The 21,720-nt window shown below is 24.4% G+C and carries 24 protein-coding genes and 1 pseudogene; 17 read left to right on the top strand and 8 right to left on the bottom strand.

The window, feature by feature from the left end; all coding sequences use genetic code 11:
• Positions 1–98 precede the first annotated feature (98 nt).
• Positions 99–293 (bottom strand): hypothetical protein, encoded by a 195-nt coding sequence (locus LJD34_RS12505; protein ID WP_096807543.1) that lies wholly within the window; start codon positions 291–293, stop codon positions 99–101.
• A gap of 259 nt (positions 294–552) precedes the next feature.
• Positions 553–792, bottom strand: a complete 240-nt coding sequence (locus LJD34_RS16830; protein WP_227360045.1) for a DUF6431 domain-containing protein — start codon at positions 790–792, stop codon at positions 553–555.
• Between LJD34_RS16830 and LJD34_RS12495 the strand changes: the two genes are divergently transcribed.
• The 12 genes and pseudogenes from LJD34_RS12495 to LJD34_RS12440 all read left to right on the top strand — a co-directional run bounded on the left by LJD34_RS12495 (position 781) and on the right by LJD34_RS12440 (position 11,328).
• Complete coding sequence (locus LJD34_RS12495) at positions 781–981, top strand: IS3 family transposase (protein WP_172583812.1); 201 nt, start codon at positions 781–783, stop codon at positions 979–981. The two genes, LJD34_RS16830 and LJD34_RS12495, sit on opposite strands and share 12 nt — an antisense overlap.
• 450 nt (positions 982–1,431) lie before the next feature.
• The gene (locus LJD34_RS12490) at positions 1,432–1,746 is read left to right on the top strand and encodes a PTS sugar transporter subunit IIB (protein ID WP_032090055.1); all 315 of its coding nucleotides are present in this window, start codon (positions 1,432–1,434) and stop codon (positions 1,744–1,746) included.
• 1,126 nt (positions 1,747–2,872) lie between these two features.
• Positions 2,873–3,921: pseudogene (locus tag LJD34_RS12485) on the top strand (IS3 family transposase); the annotation flags it as partial.
• A 17-nt stretch (positions 3,922–3,938) separates the two neighbouring features.
• Positions 3,939–4,130, top strand: coding sequence for a hypothetical protein (locus tag LJD34_RS12480; protein WP_178812903.1), 192 nt, complete (start codon positions 3,939–3,941; stop codon positions 4,128–4,130).
• A gap of 510 nt (positions 4,131–4,640) precedes the next feature.
• Positions 4,641–5,336, top strand: coding sequence for a LytR/AlgR family response regulator transcription factor (locus LJD34_RS16640; RefSeq protein WP_227360043.1), 696 nt, complete (start codon positions 4,641–4,643; stop codon positions 5,334–5,336).
• Between the two features lie 86 nt (positions 5,337–5,422).
• Positions 5,423–6,550 carry a hypothetical protein gene (locus tag LJD34_RS12470; protein ID WP_227360042.1) on the top strand — a complete coding sequence of 376 codons (1,128 nt, stop codon included), beginning with the start codon at positions 5,423–5,425 and terminating at the stop codon, positions 6,548–6,550.
• 429 nt (positions 6,551–6,979) lie between these two features.
• Positions 6,980–7,237, top strand: coding sequence for an accessory gene regulator B family protein (locus LJD34_RS16825; RefSeq protein ID WP_227360041.1), 258 nt, complete (start codon positions 6,980–6,982; stop codon positions 7,235–7,237).
• A gap of 20 nt (positions 7,238–7,257) precedes the next feature.
• Positions 7,258–7,773, top strand: a complete 516-nt coding sequence (locus LJD34_RS12460; protein WP_178814840.1) for a hypothetical protein — start codon at positions 7,258–7,260, stop codon at positions 7,771–7,773.
• An 18-nt stretch (positions 7,774–7,791) separates the two neighbouring features.
• Complete coding sequence (locus LJD34_RS12455; RefSeq protein WP_227360040.1) at positions 7,792–8,409, top strand: hypothetical protein; 618 nt, start codon at positions 7,792–7,794, stop codon at positions 8,407–8,409.
• A 15-nt stretch (positions 8,410–8,424) separates the two neighbouring features.
• Positions 8,425–9,675 carry an FtsX-like permease family protein gene (locus LJD34_RS12450; protein ID WP_227360038.1) on the top strand — a complete coding sequence of 417 codons (1,251 nt, stop codon included), beginning with the start codon at positions 8,425–8,427 and terminating at the stop codon, positions 9,673–9,675.
• 2 nt (positions 9,676–9,677) lie between these two features.
• Positions 9,678–10,451: an ABC transporter ATP-binding protein gene (locus tag LJD34_RS12445; RefSeq protein WP_178814830.1), complete on the top strand. Its 774-nt coding sequence runs from the start codon at positions 9,678–9,680 to the stop codon at positions 10,449–10,451.
• Positions 10,452–10,695: 244 nt separating this feature from the next.
• Positions 10,696–11,328 carry a hypothetical protein gene (locus LJD34_RS12440; protein ID WP_178814826.1) on the top strand — a complete coding sequence of 211 codons (633 nt, stop codon included), beginning with the start codon at positions 10,696–10,698 and terminating at the stop codon, positions 11,326–11,328.
• 469 nt (positions 11,329–11,797) lie between these two features.
• Here the strand turns inward: LJD34_RS12440 and LJD34_RS12435 are convergent, their stop codons facing one another.
• Positions 11,798–12,211, bottom strand: a complete 414-nt coding sequence (locus tag LJD34_RS12435; protein ID WP_227360037.1) for a hypothetical protein — start codon at positions 12,209–12,211, stop codon at positions 11,798–11,800.
• 351 nt (positions 12,212–12,562) lie between these two features.
• Between LJD34_RS12435 and LJD34_RS12430 the strand changes: the two genes are divergently transcribed.
• The 5 genes from LJD34_RS12430 (at position 12,563) to LJD34_RS12410 (ending at position 15,001) form a co-directional block, all read left to right on the top strand.
• Positions 12,563–12,925, top strand: a complete 363-nt coding sequence (locus LJD34_RS12430) for a hypothetical protein (protein WP_227360036.1) — start codon at positions 12,563–12,565, stop codon at positions 12,923–12,925.
• Positions 12,926–13,407: 482 nt separating this feature from the next.
• Positions 13,408–13,770, top strand: a complete 363-nt coding sequence (locus LJD34_RS12425) for a hypothetical protein (protein ID WP_227360035.1) — start codon at positions 13,408–13,410, stop codon at positions 13,768–13,770.
• 24 nt (positions 13,771–13,794) lie between these two features.
• Positions 13,795–14,034, top strand: coding sequence for a hypothetical protein (locus tag LJD34_RS12420; RefSeq protein ID WP_227360033.1), 240 nt, complete (start codon positions 13,795–13,797; stop codon positions 14,032–14,034).
• Between the two features lie 356 nt (positions 14,035–14,390).
• On the top strand, positions 14,391–14,684 hold the full coding sequence (locus tag LJD34_RS12415; protein ID WP_227360032.1) for a hypothetical protein: 294 nt from the start codon (positions 14,391–14,393) through the stop codon (positions 14,682–14,684).
• Positions 14,642–15,001: a sporulation transcriptional regulator SpoIIID gene (locus LJD34_RS12410; RefSeq protein WP_227360031.1), complete on the top strand. Its 360-nt coding sequence runs from the start codon at positions 14,642–14,644 to the stop codon at positions 14,999–15,001. The genes LJD34_RS12415 and LJD34_RS12410 overlap by 43 nt, the downstream gene beginning before the upstream one ends.
• A gap of 637 nt (positions 15,002–15,638) precedes the next feature.
• On the opposite strand, the gene LJD34_RS12405 is transcribed toward LJD34_RS12410, so the two are convergent.
• The 5 genes from LJD34_RS12405 to LJD34_RS12385 form a co-directional block, all read right to left on the bottom strand.
• Positions 15,639–16,820: a phosphopentomutase gene (locus LJD34_RS12405; protein WP_227360030.1), complete on the bottom strand. Its 1,182-nt coding sequence runs from the start codon at positions 16,818–16,820 to the stop codon at positions 15,639–15,641.
• Entirely contained in the window at positions 16,810–17,733 is a 924-nt protein-coding gene (gene xerA, locus LJD34_RS12400) for a site-specific tyrosine recombinase/integron integrase (protein ID WP_227360027.1), read from the bottom strand. Before xerA ends, LJD34_RS12405 begins: the two co-directional genes overlap by 11 nt.
• A 635-nt stretch (positions 17,734–18,368) precedes the next feature.
• Positions 18,369–19,565 carry a DNA polymerase IV gene (locus LJD34_RS12395; RefSeq protein WP_227360026.1) on the bottom strand — a complete coding sequence of 399 codons (1,197 nt, stop codon included), beginning with the start codon at positions 19,563–19,565 and terminating at the stop codon, positions 18,369–18,371.
• A 41-nt stretch (positions 19,566–19,606) separates the two neighbouring features.
• Positions 19,607–20,410, bottom strand: a complete 804-nt coding sequence (gene spo0A, locus LJD34_RS12390; RefSeq protein WP_032090061.1) for a sporulation transcription factor Spo0A — start codon at positions 20,408–20,410, stop codon at positions 19,607–19,609.
• Positions 20,411–20,674: 264 nt separating this feature from the next.
• Complete coding sequence (locus LJD34_RS12385) at positions 20,675–21,643, bottom strand: SpoIVB peptidase S55 domain-containing protein (RefSeq protein WP_032090062.1); 969 nt, start codon at positions 21,641–21,643, stop codon at positions 20,675–20,677.
• Positions 21,644–21,720: the final 77 nt, after the last annotated feature.

Here is a 21,720-nt window from a genome sequence, read left to right as displayed (position 1 = left end):
ACTCCGCCTAATAATTTAGAGCGAACCTCTAAGCACCGGATAATTTAATATACCATCAAATGATGTGGGGCAAATTTTGCCCCACGTTTTTTTATACATTAGAAGTCAATTTTGGAAATATCTAAATCTGACGATGTATCAACATCATCATTTTTTATTAGAGCCAGCTGTATATCATCTATTCGCTTAGAAATCGATGCCAGACTATTAAGAATATCTTCTAAAATTACATCTTCTTCGACAATAATTGGTTCATTATTTTCATCAATAACAAGTGTAAATACTTTTTTCATTTTAATTTTTGTCCTTTCTTATACATGTAAAATAGTATGTCGTATCATCATTTAAAGTGTAGAGAATACAATTACGGTATCTTTCCCAGTTCAGATAGCCATTCGAAGCATGTTTGATAAGTTTAATAGTCTTATTTCTGTTTTCAACGATGGTAGTGTTCATTCTTCTTTTTGATTTGTCATCTACAATGATAAAGCTAAGGTTGCATTTGGAGATTTAAGATCCTTGAGAACATTGGATACAGTAACAATAGAGAGTCTACCTCCAAAAAAAAGAAATATAATCAATAATAAAGGAAACATGAGAAGACGATAAAAAATCTTTATTTTTTAAAACATCAATGATGATATCAAAAGAAACAATAGAATAAGGAATCGTATCTTCAATCAGGACAGCATGGGTAGAATTACAAGATGGGCATTTAAAGCGTAATATTCTGATGGTATGATTTCGATCAAAGATATCGACATAGCGATCATAGTAGGCATGAATGATCAAACCGTTGGAATGACAAGGAAAATGAAAAATGAAATGTTTTATGGATTTGAAAATACATTTGAATCATTAGATAATTTAAAACAAGCGATGATAGATCATATTCCTTATCATAATAATTTTAAAATTACAGTAAAGAAAAAAGGCTTAACTCCTTTACAAATTAGGAATCAAGCCTTATCATTAAATTAATTATTTTTTGTCCAACAAAGTCGGTTCGGTATAATGCCCCTGGATTATTTATAGCTTGAGAAATCCCCACGATTTTTTAGTTACTCTATTTATTTTTAATATTGCTTTTTATTTTAACAACATTATACACAAATAAATAAAATATATTTGCACTCATTGAAATGATTTTTTATATTACTATAATACTTGTTGTTTTACTGCTTGGCATTCTAGATGTTAAAAATAGAAATCATTTAGTATAAGATTAAAATGTACAAATTGAAGTTGTTAATTTACAAATTATTTTGTATGAAATCGAAAAGGGTAAGTTATTTATGAAAATAAATTTAATAGTTTTTGTTATAAATGATAATATTTGAAAACAAATTACAAAATTTGAATTCGAGTAGATTAAATTGCTTAAAAAATATAAACTTATTATAGTAGATAAAAGATAAAGGAGAATTTCAAATGAAAAAAATCATGTTAGTTTGTTCGGCTGGAATGTCGACAAGTTTATTAGTAACAAAAATGGAACAAGCAGCAGAAAAAGTAGGAGATGAAGTAGAAATCTTTGCTCTTCCAATGTCTGATGGAATTAACAGACTTTCAACTGTGGATTGTGTTTTACTTGGCCCACAAGTTAGATTCAATTTAGGAAAAATTAAAGAAGAAGCTGCCAAAGTCAATCCAGGACTTCCAGTAGATGTTATTGATATGAAAGATTATGGAATGATGAATGGTGAAAAAGTATACAATTATGCTAAAAAACTAATGGATGAATAAATTTTAATAAAAATACTATTATAATTTTTAAGATCTATTATTTATAGAAGGAGAATAATTTACATCTTGCATTTATTCTCCTTTTAAATTTTAACTATTAGCAAAGTAATGTAATTTGCCCAGAAGGCGTCGAAACAGAAGTTATGAATAGCCAAAAAATATTAGCCAATTTGGTGGGGGGTATAGATTATATAACTTTTAGGACTAATTTCAAGAATAAAAATCCCGTTCATTGAAAAATTAAAATAAAAGAATAAAATATAAGAGGAGTAAAAAGATTGCTCTGATTAGTTTATCGTATTACATAGAAAAGTAATCACAAACTTTCCAGGCTGGTGATTACTTTTTTTCTTTTCAATCTTTTAAACGTTTTAAACTTTTTAAAAATAAGAAAATAAAAACGACTTGCTTATTTTCCTGTTTTCAAAATTTCTAATTTGTGGTAAAATTAATTTGCTGATGGCAAAAAACTAGTGTATTTAGCACTAGGATAGTTATTGTTTAAAATTAATCAAATCAAATTTGCGTCTAGTTTAAACAGCGCGAATATGACAGAAAAACTATATTAGAAAAAAATTCTCAATCCAAAATTTCGAAGTGTAGAATATATTATTGCCGTTAGCAAAAAGGACATTAAGTTGTCCTTTTTATTTTTGCACCTTTTTCTAATTTTTAACTTTTTGTTTTACATCCTCCTTACTATTCTACTTAAATTCATATTCTTTTAAATGAAGTCCATCAACTATTGTCAATTCAAAATACATTTCATAAAAATACTGATTAAAAATTATCATTATCATCTTATATCCATTTATATCAATTCTTTTCATTGTGTCAAAAACAATGTTTATTTTGTCAACATAATATACATCCTCTTTTTCAATATTTTCTTCAATATTATCTCCAACATTTTTATCAATTCTTACAATGTTTTCTACATTATTTTTCTCTATGTTTTCAAATACATTCTTTTCAAAAAAGTTTCACGACAAAGTCTTTTGAAATAACATTAATTTCGAAGGTTACTCTTATAGTATGACGAAATAATTTTGGATAGGTTACACTTTATTGGACAATTCTAAAGAGAACTGTTTATAATAAATAAAAATGAAATGAGGTAACCAAAATGGCAAGAGAAAGAAGAAATTACACTGATGAATTAAAAAAGAAAATTGTTGAATTGTATAATAGTGGAAAACCAAGGGCTAAACTTGTAAGAGAGTATGAGTTAACACCATCGGCTTTATCATCATGGATCAATAAATACAATAATTCAGGTTCATTTAAAGCAGAAGATAACAGAACTCCTGAAGAAAATGAATTAATCAAACTTCGTAAAGAAAATCAACGATTAAAAATGGAAAATGACATTTTAAAGCAAACAGCGCTGATTATGGGACGAAAATAAATGTTATTTTATTCAATTCGTATAAATATCCAATCAGCGCGATGTGTAAATTACTCAATATTTCAAGCTCATCTTTATATTACGCTAAAAATAAACCTGCAAAAAAATATAACGCAGAAGAAGAAAAACTAACACAACATATTAAAGAAATATTTAAAAATAGTCGTAATAACTATGGATCTAGAAAAATCAAAGTTGAATTAAAGAAAAAAGGTATTATAGCCAGTAAGCGACGAATTAGACGTATCATGAAGGAAAATGGCTTTGTATCAACGTACACAGTCAAACAATATAAAGTGCATAAACAGACATGCAATAACGATAAAATAGATAACAAGTTAAAACGAAATTTCAATCAAGAAGAAAGAATGAAAGTAATTGTAAGTGATTTAACTTATGTCAATGTTGCAGGAAAATGGAACTACATATGTTTAATGTTAGATCTATATAACAGGGAAATTGTAGGCTATGCAGCAGGAAAACATAAGGATGCTTATTTGGTTAGAAAAGCAATAACTACAATAAAATATGATTTAAATAAAATTGAAATATTTCATACAGACAGAGGAAATGAATTTAAAAATAATATTATAGATGAAGTACTAGATACTTTTAAAATAGATAGGTCACTTAGTGCTAAAGGATGTCCATATGATAATGCAGTAGCAGAAGCAACCTATAAGATAATAAAAACAGAATTTGCATTTAATAGAATATTTAATGATTTTGAAGAATCAGAAAGAGAATTGTTTGATTATGTAAATTGGTAAGGAGTGTGTTAAGTATGTTATCTAAAAGTGAATGTAGAAGTTATTTAAATGATGTTAAACAATATCTTAATCTTACTACTTTTTGTAATGAGTTAGGTATTGCAAGACCACATTTAACAATGTTTTTAAAAGATTATCATTATGATCATTATCTAAACGTAGAAAAGGCTAATTTATTAGTTGAATCAATTAAATCAAAATTTTAAAAGCAGTTTAAGAGTACTTCGCAATGTGTATACTCATGAAAGTGTTGCATTATTATTAGATATATATGCAACAATAATATCTATAGATATGTCTAAATATCAAATAGAATATTATTAAATAGAATAATTAAAGCTAAATAATGATTATAAATGTTATTTAGGAAAAAACTAAAAAGAAAAACATATAATGATATTTCATTAGTATGAGTATTGTTGTATGTTTTTTATTATTCTAAAGATAATTAATGAAAATCATTAGTACAATAATAGAAATTATTTTATAATGATATTAGAAAGATAACTTGATCATGATAAGAAAAGTGAGGACAACAATACTGGTTTTTATGGTTACTACAAGAGTTAACAATTACTCTATTAGTGGTTGATATCAAAAAAATTATTAAATCAATGTATTAATGTATCGTTAGGATTGCATGCGAAAGTATTTAATTGTGTCAATAATTATGATAAAATTATATTTAATAATGATATAGTGAGAGGTAGAATATAGTGAATATAGCAATTGTAGATGATGATGTTGATTTTTCTAGTGAACTTCAACAATATGTAAAAAAGTTTATTGAAAGATTGTACACTAGGTATGAGATTGATATTATAAATAATAATTTTTTTAATAATACTTTAGATAAAACCTATGATATTGTTTTTTTGGATATTGATTTAAAAGAAATAAACGGAATAAATATAGGAAAGAAATTATTAGTTTCTGAAGCGAATCCTATAATTATCTTTGTATCATCAAGAGATGATTTAGTGTTTTCGTCGCTTTCAGTTAGACCATTTTATTTTGTACGAAAGTCATATTTAAAACAAGATTTAGAAGAAATGTTTATTTTGTTAAAGACGTATTTAAAAGAAACAATGCAATTATTTACTTTTGATTTTCATGGAAGAAAAACAAACCTATTTTTAAAAGATATTTATTTTATAGAATCCAGTGGACATGATGTTACTTTATATACTAAAAATGGAGAATATTGCTATAGATCAACTATGAGAAATATCTTGGATACTTTGGGAACAGAAACAATTGTACAATTTCAAAAATCATTTTCAGTAAATTTAGATTATATTAAGGAAATAGAAAAAAATACTATTATTTTAAAAAATAATGAAGAATTTAATATAGGCAGAAAATTTAAAAATAATGTTATACAAAAATACAAGGAGCACTTTTTACGATGACAATATATAATTATTTTATAAATTTTTTAGAGGGTCTATTATTGAGTTCATTCATGGCATATTATTTCAATGTTAAGAGGAAAAAAATGTATATTTTAATAACAACGATAATTTGTTTTTTTGAAATATCTATTTCAAATTACTACAATACATTTGATCAGTTGTTGATATTTATTGTAATTGCAACATTATTTATCTCTTTATTGAAATTAAAAACAGAAAGTTTGTTTGAAAAAATTATTATTTGTTCTATAGCAGGAATATTTTTATACTTGGCAAACTTATTGTCAATGCTTGTTACAACTTTTATATTTAATATTAGCACATTAGAAATTTATACAAAAAATTATTATGTATTCTGTACAATATTATCTAAATTTATTTTGTTATGTTTTATAATATTTGCTTGTATTTTTAAACGATATTTTTATGATTCTTTAACAATGAAGAATGGATGGGCTATCCTATTATTATGTCTAACGATTGAATATACTATTGCTGTATTATTAGAAACGTTATTAACAGGTGCTTTTTCTACGAAAAAAGGTATTTCATTAACAATATCCCTTATTGTTATAAGTGGTTTGTTTCTATTTATATTTAGAAAATTACAGATTGATAATGAAAAGAGACTACAATATGAGCTTAAGCTTCAAAAAAATCATTTTAGTGAAGAAAATTATAGTAAAATGAAATATATGTATAATGAAATCATCGAAACAGAACATAGAATGATGTATATATTAATAGGTGTAAAGAAATACTTAGAGTCAAATCAAATAGATAAAGCAAATTTTATGTTAGAACAATATATTTCAAAAGTTAAGAGATTTTCAACTGCAATAAATACTAATAATCCATATTTTGACTTTGTTTTAAGTTCAAAAATACATGAGTTTATGTATGATGATATTTTTTTAAAAAACACGTTATTTATATGTGAAAATCCTATTTACGATACGAATGAATTTTGTGATTTAATTATTTACTTGTTAGATAGTTTTAAAGATAATTTAAATTCTAAAACAGGGTTAAGTTTAGGAATTCATCAAGAAAATAATTTCATAATTATGGAGATAATAGGTGATTTAAAAGAATATAAAATTACAGATACTTTATATAAAAAAATTGAATATTTTACAACAGATTACTCTTTAAAAAATGTGGCAAGTATTTATACATTGAAATTAGTTATTGATATTGATATTGAGTAAATATATAATTTAAAATAAAGAGGGGATTCTCATATTTTGATTATCAAATAGTGTGGCTTGAGTTCAGGCTCCATGTCAATAATGGAGAGGCTTAAGAGATAGCGAAAGCTATCTCTTTTCTTTACTCAAATTCATATGAAATTCTTAGATAAAGAAGAAACACCTTTCTTAAATTGTGATAGTGTTTATATATAGATATTACGTTTTGCAAGTTTGATCTTTTAACAAAAAATACATTCCTATGTTCTATCGTTTCTTATTATGCATAAGTAAAAGTTAAAAATTGATATTAACTATTTTTTTAAATTTTTGAATGATATTATTTAATACTAATAAAGTAAGTTATGCCATATTTAGGTTAGATGTGCCTAAATACATGTATAAAAATTTTCCTAATGTATAATTAATTTGAGAAAGGGAGATGGTATAATGAATAATTATATTATAAATAAATCAGTAAGAAATGACTATATAAAAGAAAAAGAACGATCGAGTTATCGATATGGAATGGATGTTTTAATTTTAAATTTGATACCAATTTTTATAATTTTAGTTATTTTAGTTGTAACAAAAAATATTGAATTTGCTATATTATTCCTATTATTTTTTATTCCTATATTGTTTATCAAGTTCAACAAACATGTTAGATATCTTAATTTTTTACCATTATTGTATAGGACGAGTTGATTTAAAAAGAGAAAATTATTATGAAAAATACGCCAGAAATATATTTAATAGGTCAAAGAATTAAGAGAAAAATATTAATGATAATAATTATAATAAGTGTATTATTAGGTGTCATTATAGGTAATGCATGTAAATCGTTAGTATTTGGTTTAGTTTTAAGTGTAGTATTAGCATTTTTTCAAATTATAATGACAAAAAAATATTATTGGATAATAAGTAATCAAGGTATATATACCCCATTAAATTTTGGAATAAAAAAATATTTAATTATAATGCTTAAATATTTATTATGTGGAGATGATACAGGAAATATAGTTTTTGTTAACTATAGAACTATTGCATATTTAAATTTGTTTGAAAGAAAAAACAAATTATGGGTACAAATTATTCGAAAAAATGGAGATTTTATTTCTATAACTATTGAATCGAAATTTTTTAATCAAGATTTGATAAATGCAGTAATTTATATAAAAAGAAAAGGAATAGTTATAAATGGTTTAGAAGTATTAACAATAATTAAAAATAAGATAAATTAATAATAAGGAGCTAACTATATGAAAAAAATAATTATTTTATTTACAGTTTTATTACTTACAGGTTGTGGAGTAGGGACTACTAGAAACAGTAAGAATAATTCTCAACATCATAATATTTATATGAATACAGATTCAAAATGTTCAGGAATAAAAAGAGTAAGTAAAAAATACAAAGAAACAAATCCAAAGGATATGTTAGAAAAAGTTGATTATTGTTTTATTGGAAAAATAAAAAATTTTAAAGACGTAGAAATATATGAAAATGGGAAGATTAAAACATTAATGTCAATTTCAATTGAATCAACCATTAAAGGTGATGTAACAGGTGATATAGAAATATATAGAGATGGTGGAAGAAGTGGAATTAATGAATATGTTAATTATCCAAAAGATACATGTTTAGATAAAAATAAATTAAAATCTATCCCTGATAAAATGAAAGAAAGTTGTTATATTGAAGTTGTACCAGATGCATATTTCCAAGCAAAAGAAGGGGAAGAATATATGTTTTTTGTGAAGAATAAAAAACAAATGGAAATTTATAACGATGCGTATGGAATGTTGAAGATTTTAGATGATAAGAATTTAGAAAATGTTTATACAAATAAAAAATATAAAATTTCAGAAATTTCTTAAAAGTAGGTGAATATGATGAAGTTGGCATTAAATAATCTTTTTAAACAAAAGAATTTAATGATAATTTACGGATTGACAATTACATTAGTTGCAGCTATATGTTTTGTTTTTCTGGCTATGTTATATGATCCATATTTGCAATTAGACACAACAAGTGTTGATAAAATGTATATGGGATCAGCAACAACATTATTAGTACTAATTTTTAGTGTTTGTCTCATGATTTATACAAATATGTATGTTTTAGAAGCAAAAAATAAAGAAATGTCGTTGTTAGTTTTTCATGGATTGACATTGAAGAAAATGATTTTTTATCAATTTTATCAAAGTATATTTATGTATATATTATTTGGAACGTTGGGAATTGCTTTGGGATATAAATTAACACCGGTAATATTTAAAAACATATATTATAAATTACATTATGTTTATGATATTAAAATTATCAATCAATCATTTTATCAAGCTATTTATATGTTATTGATGATGCTTTTTATTTCTCTTGTTTTAAATATTGGATATGTATATCGTGGTAGGTTGACTAGTATGATGTCAAATACGAGACAAAAGAATTATAGGAAAAAGAATGTTTTTCAAATAACGAGTAAGATATATCCTATTTTATTTATTTTAGGACTTGTAATGATGTTTACAACAGAGCATATTGCATCAGGATATATAGTATTTAGTGTTATTGGAGCACTTGGTGGATATGGAACAGTAAGATATTTTTCCCCAGAATATATTGAAATATTAAAAGCATCCAAATGGTTAAATAATAGTCAAAGACTAGTCGTTTTTGGAGAACTATATCTAAAATTTAAATATATAGGAATATTTTTAGAGTTATTGATACTTATTTCAATAATAATAACAACATTAATTTGTTTCAACTTAAATAATTTAATCGAAATGTACAGAATGATTATTGCCTACATTATTATAATACCAATGATTGTATTTTGTATCACTTATAAAAATTTAATTATATCAAAAAAGAATGTAAAGAATCAAAATTGTATTTATAAATTAGGAATTACAAAAAAATATCAAAAAAAATTTATAAAAGAAGAAACACTAATTATGTATGGTATATTATTTATTTTACCAATGACATATATGATATCCACATTGGGAAGATTTTATGTATATGATGGAATTTCAATTTTAATAATTGCTTTTATTATTGGTTATTTTATATTAAATTTACTTATTTCAATGTATATATCTTACAAAGTAACTACTCAATTTTTTAGGGGGGTCTAGCTATGAATGAAATTATAATAGAGGTAAAAAATATTAGTAAGGTTTATGATGAAATGACAGATAATCCAGTAATTTCATTAAATAATATTTCTATGTCAATAGAAAAAGGAGAATTTATTTGCGTGATGGGGACATCTGGATCAGGAAAAACAACTTTTATTAATTGTATTTCAACAATGGATACTCCTAGTAAGGGACAAGTTATATTATTTGGAAAATCAACACTAGAAATGAGTGATGAAGAAATAGGCAATTTTAGGAGTAAAGAAATTGGATTCATTTTTCAAGAATATAATTTATTGGATTATTTAACATTGGAAGAAAATATTGCATTTCCACTATCAATGAACAAAGTAAAAAATAGTGAAATAAAAAAAAGAGTGCATGAAATTGCTAAAAATCTTGGCATCGAAGGTCTTTTAAATAAATATCCAGATGAATGCTCTGGAGGACAAAAACAGCGTACTGCAATAGCTAGAGCTTTAGTTAATAAACCAAGTATTATTATTGCTGACGAGCCAACTGGAAATTTGGATAGTAAAAATACAAGTGAATTATTGGCAATTTTGAAAAATTTAAATGAAAAAGAGGGAAAAACAATCATTATGGTTACACATGATGTTATGGTTGGGTCGTTTGCTTCTAGATTGCTCTACATTCAAGATGGAACTATTAAAGAACAATTAAGCAGAAAAGAATTTAAGACACAGGAAGATTATTTCTATAATATTTCAAAAATAAATTCTAAAGAGCAACTCATATCATTGAAAAAATAATAGTAAATATTAAAATTAAAAAATAAATATTTAAATTCAAGTTAAACAGTTGTTCTAAAATGCTATTTAGGAAAAAAGCTAAAAAGAAAAACATATAATGATATTTCATCATTAGGAGTATTATTATATGTTTTTTATTATTCTAAAGATAATTAATGAAAATCATTAGTACAATAATAAGAATTATTTTATAATGATATTAAAAAGATACTGTGTTCATGATAAGAAAAGAGAGGACAATAACATGGGTAAGAATCATAAATTCGATGTTGTTGAATATTGGATAGTTAAGAAGAATGGTAAATTCTGTAAACTTCTTACTTATGAAAAATTGCATAAATTTGTTTTTTATTATCCTTATAGAACAATCCAAGATAGAAAGGATACAATAAAAGCTTACTATGAAGAAAATGATTTTATTCTTGATGATTATGAAGTTAATTATGATGAAGAATACAATGATTTGAAAAAGTATACTGAAAAAGAAAACTCTTTAAAAGCAACTGAATTTTATAGGAATGATAAGTTTGTTTATAAAATTACAAGAATAGGAAATTTATTTAGAGCTAATATTACTGCAGGAATAAAAAAGAATAGAACAACTAGATTAAAAGGAACTAGAAACGATAATGGATTGCTTTATGTTTTTATAGATAAAAAGAAGTATTTATTAGCAAAATTAGTTTACAAATATTTTGGTGACAGAGAAAAGATTATTGCAGTTGGTGATGATGGAGTTATTATTTATCGTGATGGAAATAAGATCAATCTACGCATTGAAAACTTGGATTATATCAGTAGATCAGAATTTAATAAAACGAGAGATATAAATAAAAAAATCAAACATAATAGAAAGAGCAATAAGCAAAATAACTAAATGTATGGAAAGGAATATAATGGAATTTCTATCGATAAGAAATTGAACAAATATACTTGTATAGAAAATAATAAATATTTTGCTGTATCTTTGAATTATGTCTTTTCTTATCAAATTTATTATATTGATTTATGTACTTATGATATTACATTTGAATATATTTTTGTTCATGCATTTGCGAGGGTGAAATTGAACGAGTTGCATAATAGATAAATGTGAAATAATCATGATTTTAACAATGTTTTCTCAAATTTTGAAATTAAAGCATATTTGTTGAATATTGTCATTATTTAATGTACATTTAGATTGTTGGTAGGTGAATATCTTTATTAAATTTGTGGAGTTATCTAAACTTTTAAACTTTTAATCTTTTAATTAAAAATGTTGAAAATTACGATATGCTATAAGTTGTATAGAGAATATTCCTTAAAAAGAGCATCATATTTTATATGTTATGATGTTCTTTTTTTTATTTAAAACTTTCTTCATTTAGAATATCTATTAATTCTAATGCTCTTTTATTAATAAAATCTTCAATTCTATCTAGTCTTATATCTGATAAATTATAGTTATCATAGCGTTTTAAATGAAAGTTATTTAATTTTTTTAAATCATTGATCATATCTTTTGAACATATGTTTTGTACTAATACATCGAACGAAATTCCATAGAAAGAATTCAATTTATCTTTTGCATAATTATTTAAACCTGTCATGCTGTTGATTTCTAAAAAGTCTCCAATGGTTAAGCTTGAAAAAAGACTCGATCCGTTATCAAATATGGGCGCTAATCCTTTAATTTTCATGGTTTTATTATCAATTAGAAAACAAAAATTTCCAAAGTAACGATCAATATTATAGATAAGAGCATCAAACAATATCATGTTTTGAAAGTCTCTATATATTTGAGCATTTTCTTTACCCAATTTTTTTAATAATTCATTTACTTCACCAATACTTTCACACTTGATAAAATGTCCTATAGGTACAAAACCAATATCTTTTGATGTAAATAATTTGAGAGTTTATCTAATTAAATATTAATAAATTATAATTTTTTGGATCTATTATATACAAATTTATGATTTTTTAAAGTAAACAATACTAACGAACATCACGTTTTTAATTAGAACAATTTTATATTTACCTTTAAATTTAATTTTTGAAATAAAAATAGTAAAATATATTTAGATTTACACTATAATTTAATTGAGATATACAAAAGGAGAGAAATTATGAAAAAATGTAAGTATTGCAACAAAAAAAATATAGAAGATGATTTTTGTAGTGACGATTGTAAAAACAAGGGAGAAAGATATTTTAATTATTGGAAAAAATATAAATACTTCTTTGGATTAATTATAGCAATAAGTATATTTGTAATTATCATGCAGGTTGCTTTATACCCTGAATATATCATTGTATCTAAAATTTTGACTTTAGTATTAGGATTAACATTTTTTATATTTCCTTTTGGAAACACTATAGATTCAATTGGAATAAAAAATACTGTATATATTGTTCGTACGATTTCAACAATATTAATAATATTAGGTATTGTTTCTATTGTATTCGATTTTAAATGGCCATTATTATAAGACACTATGATTACAATTCAGGCTATTATTAGTTTAGGAATATTTTTCTTTATAACTTGTATTTTACCAATAGTTTTAATTGTATACTCTATAAAAAAATCTAAAAAACATGATATGGATTATTTTGGGGATATGCTTATTTTTGCTACCCCAAATAATTTTTAGAATTCCTGTTATTTCATCCATACAATCTAAAAATCCTTTACTTAATAATTTTTGGGTGGATTTAATTGTATTTAGTTGTTTGATTCCCAATAACTTTGAATTTTAGTACGCATGTCTTTGAAATATAGTGTGTTTTCCATGTTAAAAATTTCACCTCGATACGCTTAATTGTATCAAGAAAGAAATTAAATTGAAGACTTGACTTTTATTTTATTAAAAATAATTGAAGATATTGCTATTCTACAACTAATTAAATGATTAATTATTAATCTATGCTAAAATAAGTATAAAGAATTTTATTTGAGTGTGGTGATAATATGAAATCTTTTTCAAAACAATTAACAGAAGATATGGCCGATTTATTATTTGGATCATTAAAAATGTATTCAAACTATAGTGATATTAAAAGAAGATTGGAAGATTTTTTATCGAAAGTCACTTGTGATGATATCGATGTACCTATTGAAGAATTTCTTGATTTATATGATATGAGAGCATATAACTTTGATTCTAAAAGAGCTGATATAAAAGTATTAAAAAATTATAAATTTAAAGGTGCTTATGCTTTGTATAATGTTGATAAAAATTTCTATTACACAGGATTTAGCAATGATATTTTTAGAAAGATAGACAGACATTTTAGAGGTTATGGTAATATTCGTTTATACGAAGAATGGTAAAATGGAGATAATTTTGTTGTAAAAATGAGCTTTAGTGATGAAGATAACGATGATCCAGAAGAATTACAAAAGGATTTAGATGAATATTTTGAGAAACGAAGAATAAGTGTTGAAGATAGACTTGAGGAACAACGATTAGAGGAAGAAAGGTTACAAGCACAAAAAAGAGCAACCAGAGAAAAAAGAAAAAGATTTTTTTATCTTCCTCGTAAACTATTTTTTGCTTTAATTATTCTTCTGGCGATCACTTTTGCAGCAGGATAAGGTTTTATAAGGATTGGAATATAATAGAATTTTATATTCTTCAGAAATATCCTTATTACAAAATATTGTTAGCAGATAGAAAACAAATTGATTCATTAAAACATTCAAAAAAACGAAATACAAGAGTACAAAGTAAAATACCAAAACAAAAAAACAATTAAATAAAACATCAAAATTTAATCCTAAAAGAAACTACACCCGAAATATTTTTGAATTATACGAAGTTAATGGCACAATTATAAAATTACAATTGATCAAAAGTACAAATAATCATTTAAAAAAAGATCATGTTATAAAGGATGTTGTAGTCAACATACCTTATGTTTCTAAAGTGAATAAACTCTATAACTTATTGAATGTTTCCGTTCATTATTGTAAAGAATGCAATCTATACTTTGATTTTTATGAATCTGGACAACAATCATAAAAATGCTACGGAAAAAGAATTATATAAAATAAAACATTTATTGAGAGTGAAATTAATTCCAGAACTTGATGAACTGGATAACAAACTTAAAACAAATACAGTTGAAGATATCATAGAAGATCATCCTGAAATGGATAAAATTATTAGAAAAAGAAAAGAAATAAGCAAGGAACTAGAATTATGGCAAAAGAAAATCGACTTGATGAATATGCAGAACAATTAGATGTATTTATTGAAAAAAGAAAATTAGATTTAAATAATTCAATTGCATTAATTAATAATCCAAAGATAACTGTAACTGATGTAGCAAAAGAATTGAACATTAATCGAAGTACAATTCATCGAAATAAAGAATTAACAGATAGAATTGAAAAAGCAAATGAAGAATTATTAGCAATTAAAAATAAAACTGGAAATTTAAACGAACATATAAAAATGTTAGAGCATGAAATTGAACTCTTAAAGAAGAGAGAGCAAGATTATATGTTATTGAAAGAAAGCTATAATCAATTAGTAGATGCATTCACTAATAGTAACTAATTAAAATATTTATATAACATTTATTAATCTATCAGTTTATAAAATAGTATCTAATTAATACAAATTCTTAAAATTCGTAATATTCTAAATTATAAATAATCTATAACTTTGAATATAAAAAAAGATTATATAGATACTATTTTTCTTTAAAAATAATGCAACACTATAAAGATTAACAATCCATATTTGGAATATAATAGATAAAAAATAGTGATGCATTATAAAAACCATAAGAAAAAGCCTTATCCGTTACAGGGAAAGACTTTTGAAATGCAACACTTTTTCGACTAGACAAACTTCGCATAATGTATATTATATAACTTTTATAGTATATATAAATAGTTTTTTATTATTTTAACTATTTATATACTTGTATTAGATAATAATAAAATATGTGCATAACATGACAAGTATTACGGAAATAAACATAACAAATATGAATATAAGTTTATTATTACTTTTAAGATTTTTATATAAAGCTAGAAATGAAACGATAAATAATAATATAGATAAAAGATAAAATGAATATAAAATAACATTACTGTGCATTTGAATTGCAAATATAAATAATAAAACTCCTAATAAATCCGCAAATAATGAATAAAGAATGATTTTTCTATTTTCCATTTTTCTATCCCTATTTTAATAATTTTAATATAGATGAACCTATACCATTATATTTAACATTGAAGTTATCGCAAATTGTAGAACCGATAATTCCAAAAGAATCACCATCATTTAATACTTTCATTTCATTAAATTGTTTTGAATAAATTATAAGTGGTACTTGTTCACGTGTATGATCTGTTCCTCTATATGTTGGATCATTTCCATGATCAGCAGTAACTATTAATAAATCATCTTCTTTTAATTCATTTATTAATTCTCCTAATTGTACATCGAATTCTTCAATTGCTTTTCCATAACCAGCAGCATTTCTTCTATGCCCATAGACCGCATCGAAATCAACTAAGTTAATAAATGCTAAACCATTAAAATTGTCACTTGCTAATTCAATAGTTTTATTCATACCATCTTCATTACTTACTGTTTTAATTTTTCTTGTAATCCCTTGATCAACAAATATATCTGGTATTTTACCTACACCTATAACATCTAATCCCGCATCTTTTAAAGAATCAAGCGCAGTTTTAGAAAATGGGGCTAATGCATAATCATGTCTATTAGATGTACGAGTAAAATGTCCTTCTTTTGTTCCTATATATGGTCTAGCGATAACTCTACCAACCTTCCATTTATCATCCATAGCTATTTCTCTAGCAATTTGACATGCATGATATAATTCTTCTAATGGGATAATATCTTCATTTGCAGCAATTTGAAAAACAGAATCGGCAGAAGTATAGACTATCCAATCCCCCGTTTTGATTTGATGTTCTCCATACATATCTAGAATTTTAGTGCCACTACATGCAATATTTCCTACACATTTTCTACCAGTTTTTTTCTCAAATAGGTCAATAAATTCTTTAGGAAAACCGGTATCTGTAAATGTAATAAAAGGTTTTTCTGTTTTAAGCCCCATCATTTCCCAATGTCCAGTCATTGTATCCTTACCATTCGATGCTTCATTTAATTTTAAAATATAAGCTTGTGGGTTTTGTGTTTTGGCAACACCTTTAAAATCACCTAAATTACCAAATCCTAAATTTTGCAATGTTGGTATATTTAAACCATCACATATTGAACAAATATGACCAACGGTATTTGCTCCAAAATCATTATATTTTTTTGCATCTTTTGCATTTCCAATTCCCATTGAATCACAAACAATGAGAAAAATTCTATTAAATTTCATGAATACTATCTCCTTTTTTTATTTTTGCTCTTAAATGATATTTATTATAATCATCAATAATTTTATTATTTGAAACATGAGTATAAATAGTGGTTGTTGAAATATCACTATGCCCAAGTAATTCTTGAATAGAACGTAAATCAGCACCATTTTCATACAAGTGAGTTGCAAATGTATGTCGAATAGTATGAGGCGACACTTTCTTTTTGATATTTGCATTTATACATGCTTCTTTTAGGATTTTATAAAAATACTCACTAGATATTTTATTTAAATGATTATTAAAAAACAAGTAATCATTATCTTTAAAATCTAATTTAGGGTATCTAAAATCATAAATATAACATGATAAAATTTCACATACATAGTCATTTAAAGGCAAAAGCCTTTCTTTATCCCCTTTTCCAATTACGTTTAAATATTTCATTTTTAAATTAAGTTGTGATAATTTTAAATTACACAATTCAGAAACTCGCATACCTGTTGCATATAATAGTTCTAGCATAGCTCTCGTTCTAGCATTTTTAAAATTATCCATTTCAATACTATCAAGTAATGTTTTTATTTCTTCCATATTTAAAACCTGTGGAAGTCTTTTAGTGTTTTTTGGTAAATCAAAAGTCTCCATAAGATTTTTTTTAACAATTTCTTCTTTCATCAAAAATTTATAAAATGAGCGTAGTGAAACCATTTTTCGTGATAAAGAAGATGCTGCTAAAGATGTAAATTGTTGTAAATATTTTCTAATCATATCTTTATCAATTTGATTGATTAAAACAACTTGATTTTGTTTTTGAATATAGTTTATAAAATGTTCAAGATCTCGCATATAATTTTTTAATGTATTATCTGATACCTTTTTTTCTATTAATAAATATTGTTTATATTCGTTAAGTGCATCATATATGTTCATATTACCACCATATTTATTATATCACGAATGATTATTGAAGAACAATTTTATATAAGGTAAATTTTTAACAGTGCAGATATGAATATTAAAAAACATATAATAATTAAGTAATTTAAAATATAATTAAATAAATATTTTAAACTGAAGTTATCTTTTTGTATGAAAGTTAATTTGAAACTTTGTATAGAAAGATAAGTTGACATAAAAGACATCACATACGTAATTAAAATTTCAATAATCATTTGAGGTAATACAATAATAAAAATATTATGAAACGAAAGAAGCGATTGATAATATTTAAAAATAAAAGAAATAATACATAAAATTCTATAAATGATTCCAATTGATATAACTGGAGCACCAATAAAACTTGTTGCTGAAACCATGATGATTATTATGTACATAAACGTACATAATAGATATGAATTTAGTTGATGTGTTTTAAAGAATATGAGATCAACCGAAATTTTATAAAGAGAATATTTATTTAATGAAAAAAATATAATTGAAATAATTGTTGAACAAAGAAAATTTAAGAATAAATATTGATGTAAATACATATTTTTCTTTTGAATAAAAAAAGACATCATATCTCCTCCTATAGCATAGGATATGATGTATTCTTTTTTTTATGATTATTCTTTTCTGTACTTGTTTTTTGATTTATTTAATAAAGCAGAAGCCGTTGTCAAATGATATTTATTCTCACTATTAATTTTATTGATTACAGCCTCTGTTGTTTTTATTTTATTTTTCTCAATATTTTTGTCAAATAGACTTACTTGTTTTTTATAACTGCTTCGATTGATAACATTATTTAACGAAACTCCAATAAGTCTAAGAGGTTTTCCACTATAATTTTTATCAAATAAGTATTTTGCAGTAGAAAGTATTATCTCATATTCATTGATATAATCAATTAAAGGAGTTTGTCGTGTAACTGACTCAAATCGAGAATACTTAATCGTAATACTGATCGAATTGCCAATCAAATTTCTTTTTTTTGCTCTAAATGAAACTCTAGAACATAATATACGTAAAGTTTCATAAATAGTCTCTATATCATTTGTATCGTATTGTAAGGTTGTTGAATTACCTACAGATTTTAATTCGTTTTTTTCAGTATTTACTTTAGAAATATCTATTCCATTGGCTTTTCTATATAATAGAAGTGCATTTTTCCCAATAATCTGACGTAATTTATTATAGTTATCATAATTAGCTACATCTCCAATAGTTAAAATGCCCATTTCTTTGAGTTTAGGTGCAGTTTTTTTACCGATTCCAAACATTTCAGAAACATCAAGGGGCCAAAGTAATTGTTTATAATTAGATTTATTTAAAATGGTAATACCCATTGGTTTTTTCATATCACTAGCCATTTTAGCCATAAATTTATTAGGAGCAATTCCAATAGAACATTTTAGTTTTAATGTATTTAAAACATCATTTTGAATGATTTTTGCAAGTTTGTAAGGATGAATATTATGTTCGATAATGTAATTAGAAAAATCAACATAACATTCATCAATACTTGCTATTTCTAACAAAGGACTATATGTTGAAATCAATTCAAAAAATTGACTTGATAAACGTCTATATAAATCAAAATTTACGGGTTTTATGATTAAATTTTTACATAATTGTTTAGCTTGAAATAATGGCATTGCAGAATGGATTCCATATTTTCTTGCTTCATATGAAGCAGTAGAAACAATCGCACGCCTATTATTTCCAGATATTACTAAAGGTTTTCCTTCCAAAGAAGAATCATTTGCCATTTCAGCACTTGCATAAAATGCATTTAAATCTATATGAAATATAATTTGCATATAGCAGCTCACTCCCTTAGCAATATTGTAACATATTTTAATTATAAATAGTGCCCTTTATTTGCTAATGCTGTTTTATGTGCTAATCTCAATTTATCGGCAATCATTGCAATAAATTCAGAATTTGTTGGTTTAGATTTGGAAGCAGATACTGTGTATCCAAAGATATCATCAATGGCCTCAGTATTTCCTCTATTCCATGCAACTTCGATTGCATGTCGGATAGCTCTTTCTACTCTTGAAGAAGTGGTATTATAATTTCTTGCAATTTCTGGATATAGTACTTTCGTTACTTGACCTAAAATATCAATATTATCATATGTTTTCATAATTGCTGTTCTTAAATACATATATCCTTTTATATGAGCAGGAATACCCACTTCATGTAAAATTTCTGTGATTTCATTTTCAATTTTAACTTTTTGAATTTTTTCAGTTTCATTAACATGAGTCTCATTGATTTTTGTCTCATCTGAAAAAACGCGTTTAATAACATCCATAAAATAATTAAAATCAAAAGGAATTTTAAAACAATAGCTTACATTTAATTTTTCTAGTGCATTACTTATCAATGGACTAGTAAAACTTGTAATACATACAACTTTTTGATAAGCATTTTTATTGACTTCCCTCACTTTCTCTAATACTCCGACACCATCAATATCAGTGAGCATCAGATCAATAACTAATAAATCACAATTGTTTGTTTTAAAAAAAGTAATTGCATCACCTGCACTATTAGCAGTACCTACAATTTGATAATTGGAAAATTTTTCAAATTGTTGTGCTATACCTTCTAACAGTTCATGATTTTCCACAATAATAAAGATTTTCTTTTTTTCCATAATTACCTCCCATCCACTACCAACAACCATATTATATAAAGTATTCTAATTTATGTTTAGATTTTAGATAAAAATTAACATAAATTTATAAATTTAATAACTAATATTTAGTATTTTTAAAAATATATCTACATTTTTCTTAAGTATTTTTTATTATTTGTCGAATTTTAGAAAAATAAGAAATACAAATTATTACATGTTTTGTTAAAAATAAGATAAAATTAGTATTATTTTTTTATAAAAGCCATGTCAAAAACATGGCTTTTATTCGTTATCTATCATCCATTGTATATACATGCCATACCCTTCCAATATCTCTGATTTACTTGCATGTGTAACACAACCTATTAATTTGTTATTTTGAATGATCGGAGAACCACTCATACCTTGAATAATACCATGACATTGTTCTATGATTTTTTGATCTGTAACAATAAATTTTATTCCTTTTTCCATAGGTTTATCTTGTTTTAATAGATCAGTAATTTTTATCTTACATTTTTCTACATTATTTTCATTTAAAACCGTAAGAAAATAGGCATCTCCTAATTTAACTTCATCTATGGTAGCAGTTTTATAAACATTTTTATTTGGAAGATTATTAATTTTCCCATAAACGCCAAAATTATTATTTTTTTCTATCTCACCTATAGATTGATTATCAATATTACCAATTTTTTGACCTATATTGTATGACTCGGTTTTCTTTATACCTTTTATGGAAGCAGAATACAGTGAACCATCATTTATATCAAGATCATCATCAACCATATTGTGCCCCAAACAAGCAAATTTGCCTGTATTTAATTGATAATAGGTAACAGTTCCTATTCCTTTAGCACAATCTTTTACATATAACCCTGTACTAAATTCAGCATTATTTTTATAAATTTTCATAGTTTTATGATAAATATTAGATGCCCTTTTTATTGTGAATTCTAAATTACTTGTATTGCAATTTTTTATTATATTTGTTAAATCATCAATTGTTTTAACATTTTTCTTTTCAACACTGGTAATAATATCATTGATTTCAAAATAATTAGATGGATCAATAATTTCATTGTCAACTTTTATTTTATAGAAACCAGTAATGCAAACACCATCATAATTTAATATTATTCCAACAGATTCTCCTCCAATTAAAACATCAATTGCATTAATAGGTACTATCATTAATATAATAGATAGACAACAGGTATAGAAGGATATTTTAAGCTTTTTAAAAAGCATAGATACCTCCTGTAGCTTTTTTTGGTATATTAAATTATCCGGTGCTTAGAGGTTCGCTCTAAATTATTAGGCGGAGT

Origin of the sequence: Faecalibacillus sp. MSK20_93, from assembly GCF_020589945.1 — a bacterium.
Taxonomy (GTDB): domain Bacteria; phylum Bacillota_I; class Bacilli_A; order Erysipelotrichales; family Coprobacillaceae; genus Faecalibacillus; species Faecalibacillus intestinalis.
Note: the sequence above shows the minus strand (reverse complement) of the source record. Positions and strands in the feature narration are given on the sequence as shown.

Bases quoted from the DNA above. Each gene is read 5' to 3' on its own strand.
- LJD34_RS12505 (WP_096807543.1), bottom strand. From the start codon at position 293: ATGAAAAAAGTATTTACACTTGTTATTGATGAAAATAATGAACCAATT.
- LJD34_RS12495 (WP_172583812.1), top strand. From the start codon at position 781: ATGAATGATCAAACCGTTGGAATGACAAGGAAAATGAAAAATGAAATG.
- LJD34_RS12490 (WP_032090055.1), top strand. From the start codon at position 1,432: ATGAAAAAAATCATGTTAGTTTGTTCGGCTGGAATGTCGACAAGTTTA.
- LJD34_RS12480 (WP_178812903.1), top strand. From the start codon at position 3,939: ATGTTATCTAAAAGTGAATGTAGAAGTTATTTAAATGATGTTAAACAA.
- LJD34_RS12470 (WP_227360042.1), top strand. From the start codon at position 5,423: ATGTATATTTTAATAACAACGATAATTTGTTTTTTTGAAATATCTATT.
- LJD34_RS16825 (WP_227360041.1), top strand. From the start codon at position 6,980: ATGAATAATTATATTATAAATAAATCAGTAAGAAATGACTATATAAAA.
- LJD34_RS12460 (WP_178814840.1), top strand. From the start codon at position 7,258: ATGAAAAATACGCCAGAAATATATTTAATAGGTCAAAGAATTAAGAGA.
- LJD34_RS12455 (WP_227360040.1), top strand. From the start codon at position 7,792: ATGAAAAAAATAATTATTTTATTTACAGTTTTATTACTTACAGGTTGT.
- LJD34_RS12450 (WP_227360038.1), top strand. From the start codon at position 8,425: ATGAAGTTGGCATTAAATAATCTTTTTAAACAAAAGAATTTAATGATA.
- LJD34_RS12445 (WP_178814830.1), top strand. From the start codon at position 9,678: ATGAATGAAATTATAATAGAGGTAAAAAATATTAGTAAGGTTTATGAT.
- LJD34_RS12440 (WP_178814826.1), top strand. From the start codon at position 10,696: ATGGGTAAGAATCATAAATTCGATGTTGTTGAATATTGGATAGTTAAG.
- LJD34_RS12435 (WP_227360037.1), bottom strand. From the start codon at position 12,211: ATGATATTGTTTGATGCTCTTATCTATAATATTGATCGTTACTTTGGA.
- LJD34_RS12430 (WP_227360036.1), top strand. From the start codon at position 12,563: ATGAAAAAATGTAAGTATTGCAACAAAAAAAATATAGAAGATGATTTT.
- LJD34_RS12425 (WP_227360035.1), top strand. From the start codon at position 13,408: ATGAAATCTTTTTCAAAACAATTAACAGAAGATATGGCCGATTTATTA.
- LJD34_RS12420 (WP_227360033.1), top strand. From the start codon at position 13,795: ATGAGCTTTAGTGATGAAGATAACGATGATCCAGAAGAATTACAAAAG.
- LJD34_RS12415 (WP_227360032.1), top strand. From the start codon at position 14,391: ATGTTTCCGTTCATTATTGTAAAGAATGCAATCTATACTTTGATTTTT.
- LJD34_RS12410 (WP_227360031.1), top strand. From the start codon at position 14,642: ATGGCAAAAGAAAATCGACTTGATGAATATGCAGAACAATTAGATGTA.
- LJD34_RS12405 (WP_227360030.1), bottom strand. From the start codon at position 16,820: ATGAAATTTAATAGAATTTTTCTCATTGTTTGTGATTCAATGGGAATT.
- xerA (WP_227360027.1), bottom strand. From the start codon at position 17,733: ATGAACATATATGATGCACTTAACGAATATAAACAATATTTATTAATA.
- LJD34_RS12395 (WP_227360026.1), bottom strand. From the start codon at position 19,565: ATGCAAATTATATTTCATATAGATTTAAATGCATTTTATGCAAGTGCT.
- spo0A (WP_032090061.1), bottom strand. From the start codon at position 20,410: ATGGAAAAAAAGAAAATCTTTATTATTGTGGAAAATCATGAACTGTTA.
- LJD34_RS12385 (WP_032090062.1), bottom strand. From the start codon at position 21,643: ATGCTTTTTAAAAAGCTTAAAATATCCTTCTATACCTGTTGTCTATCT.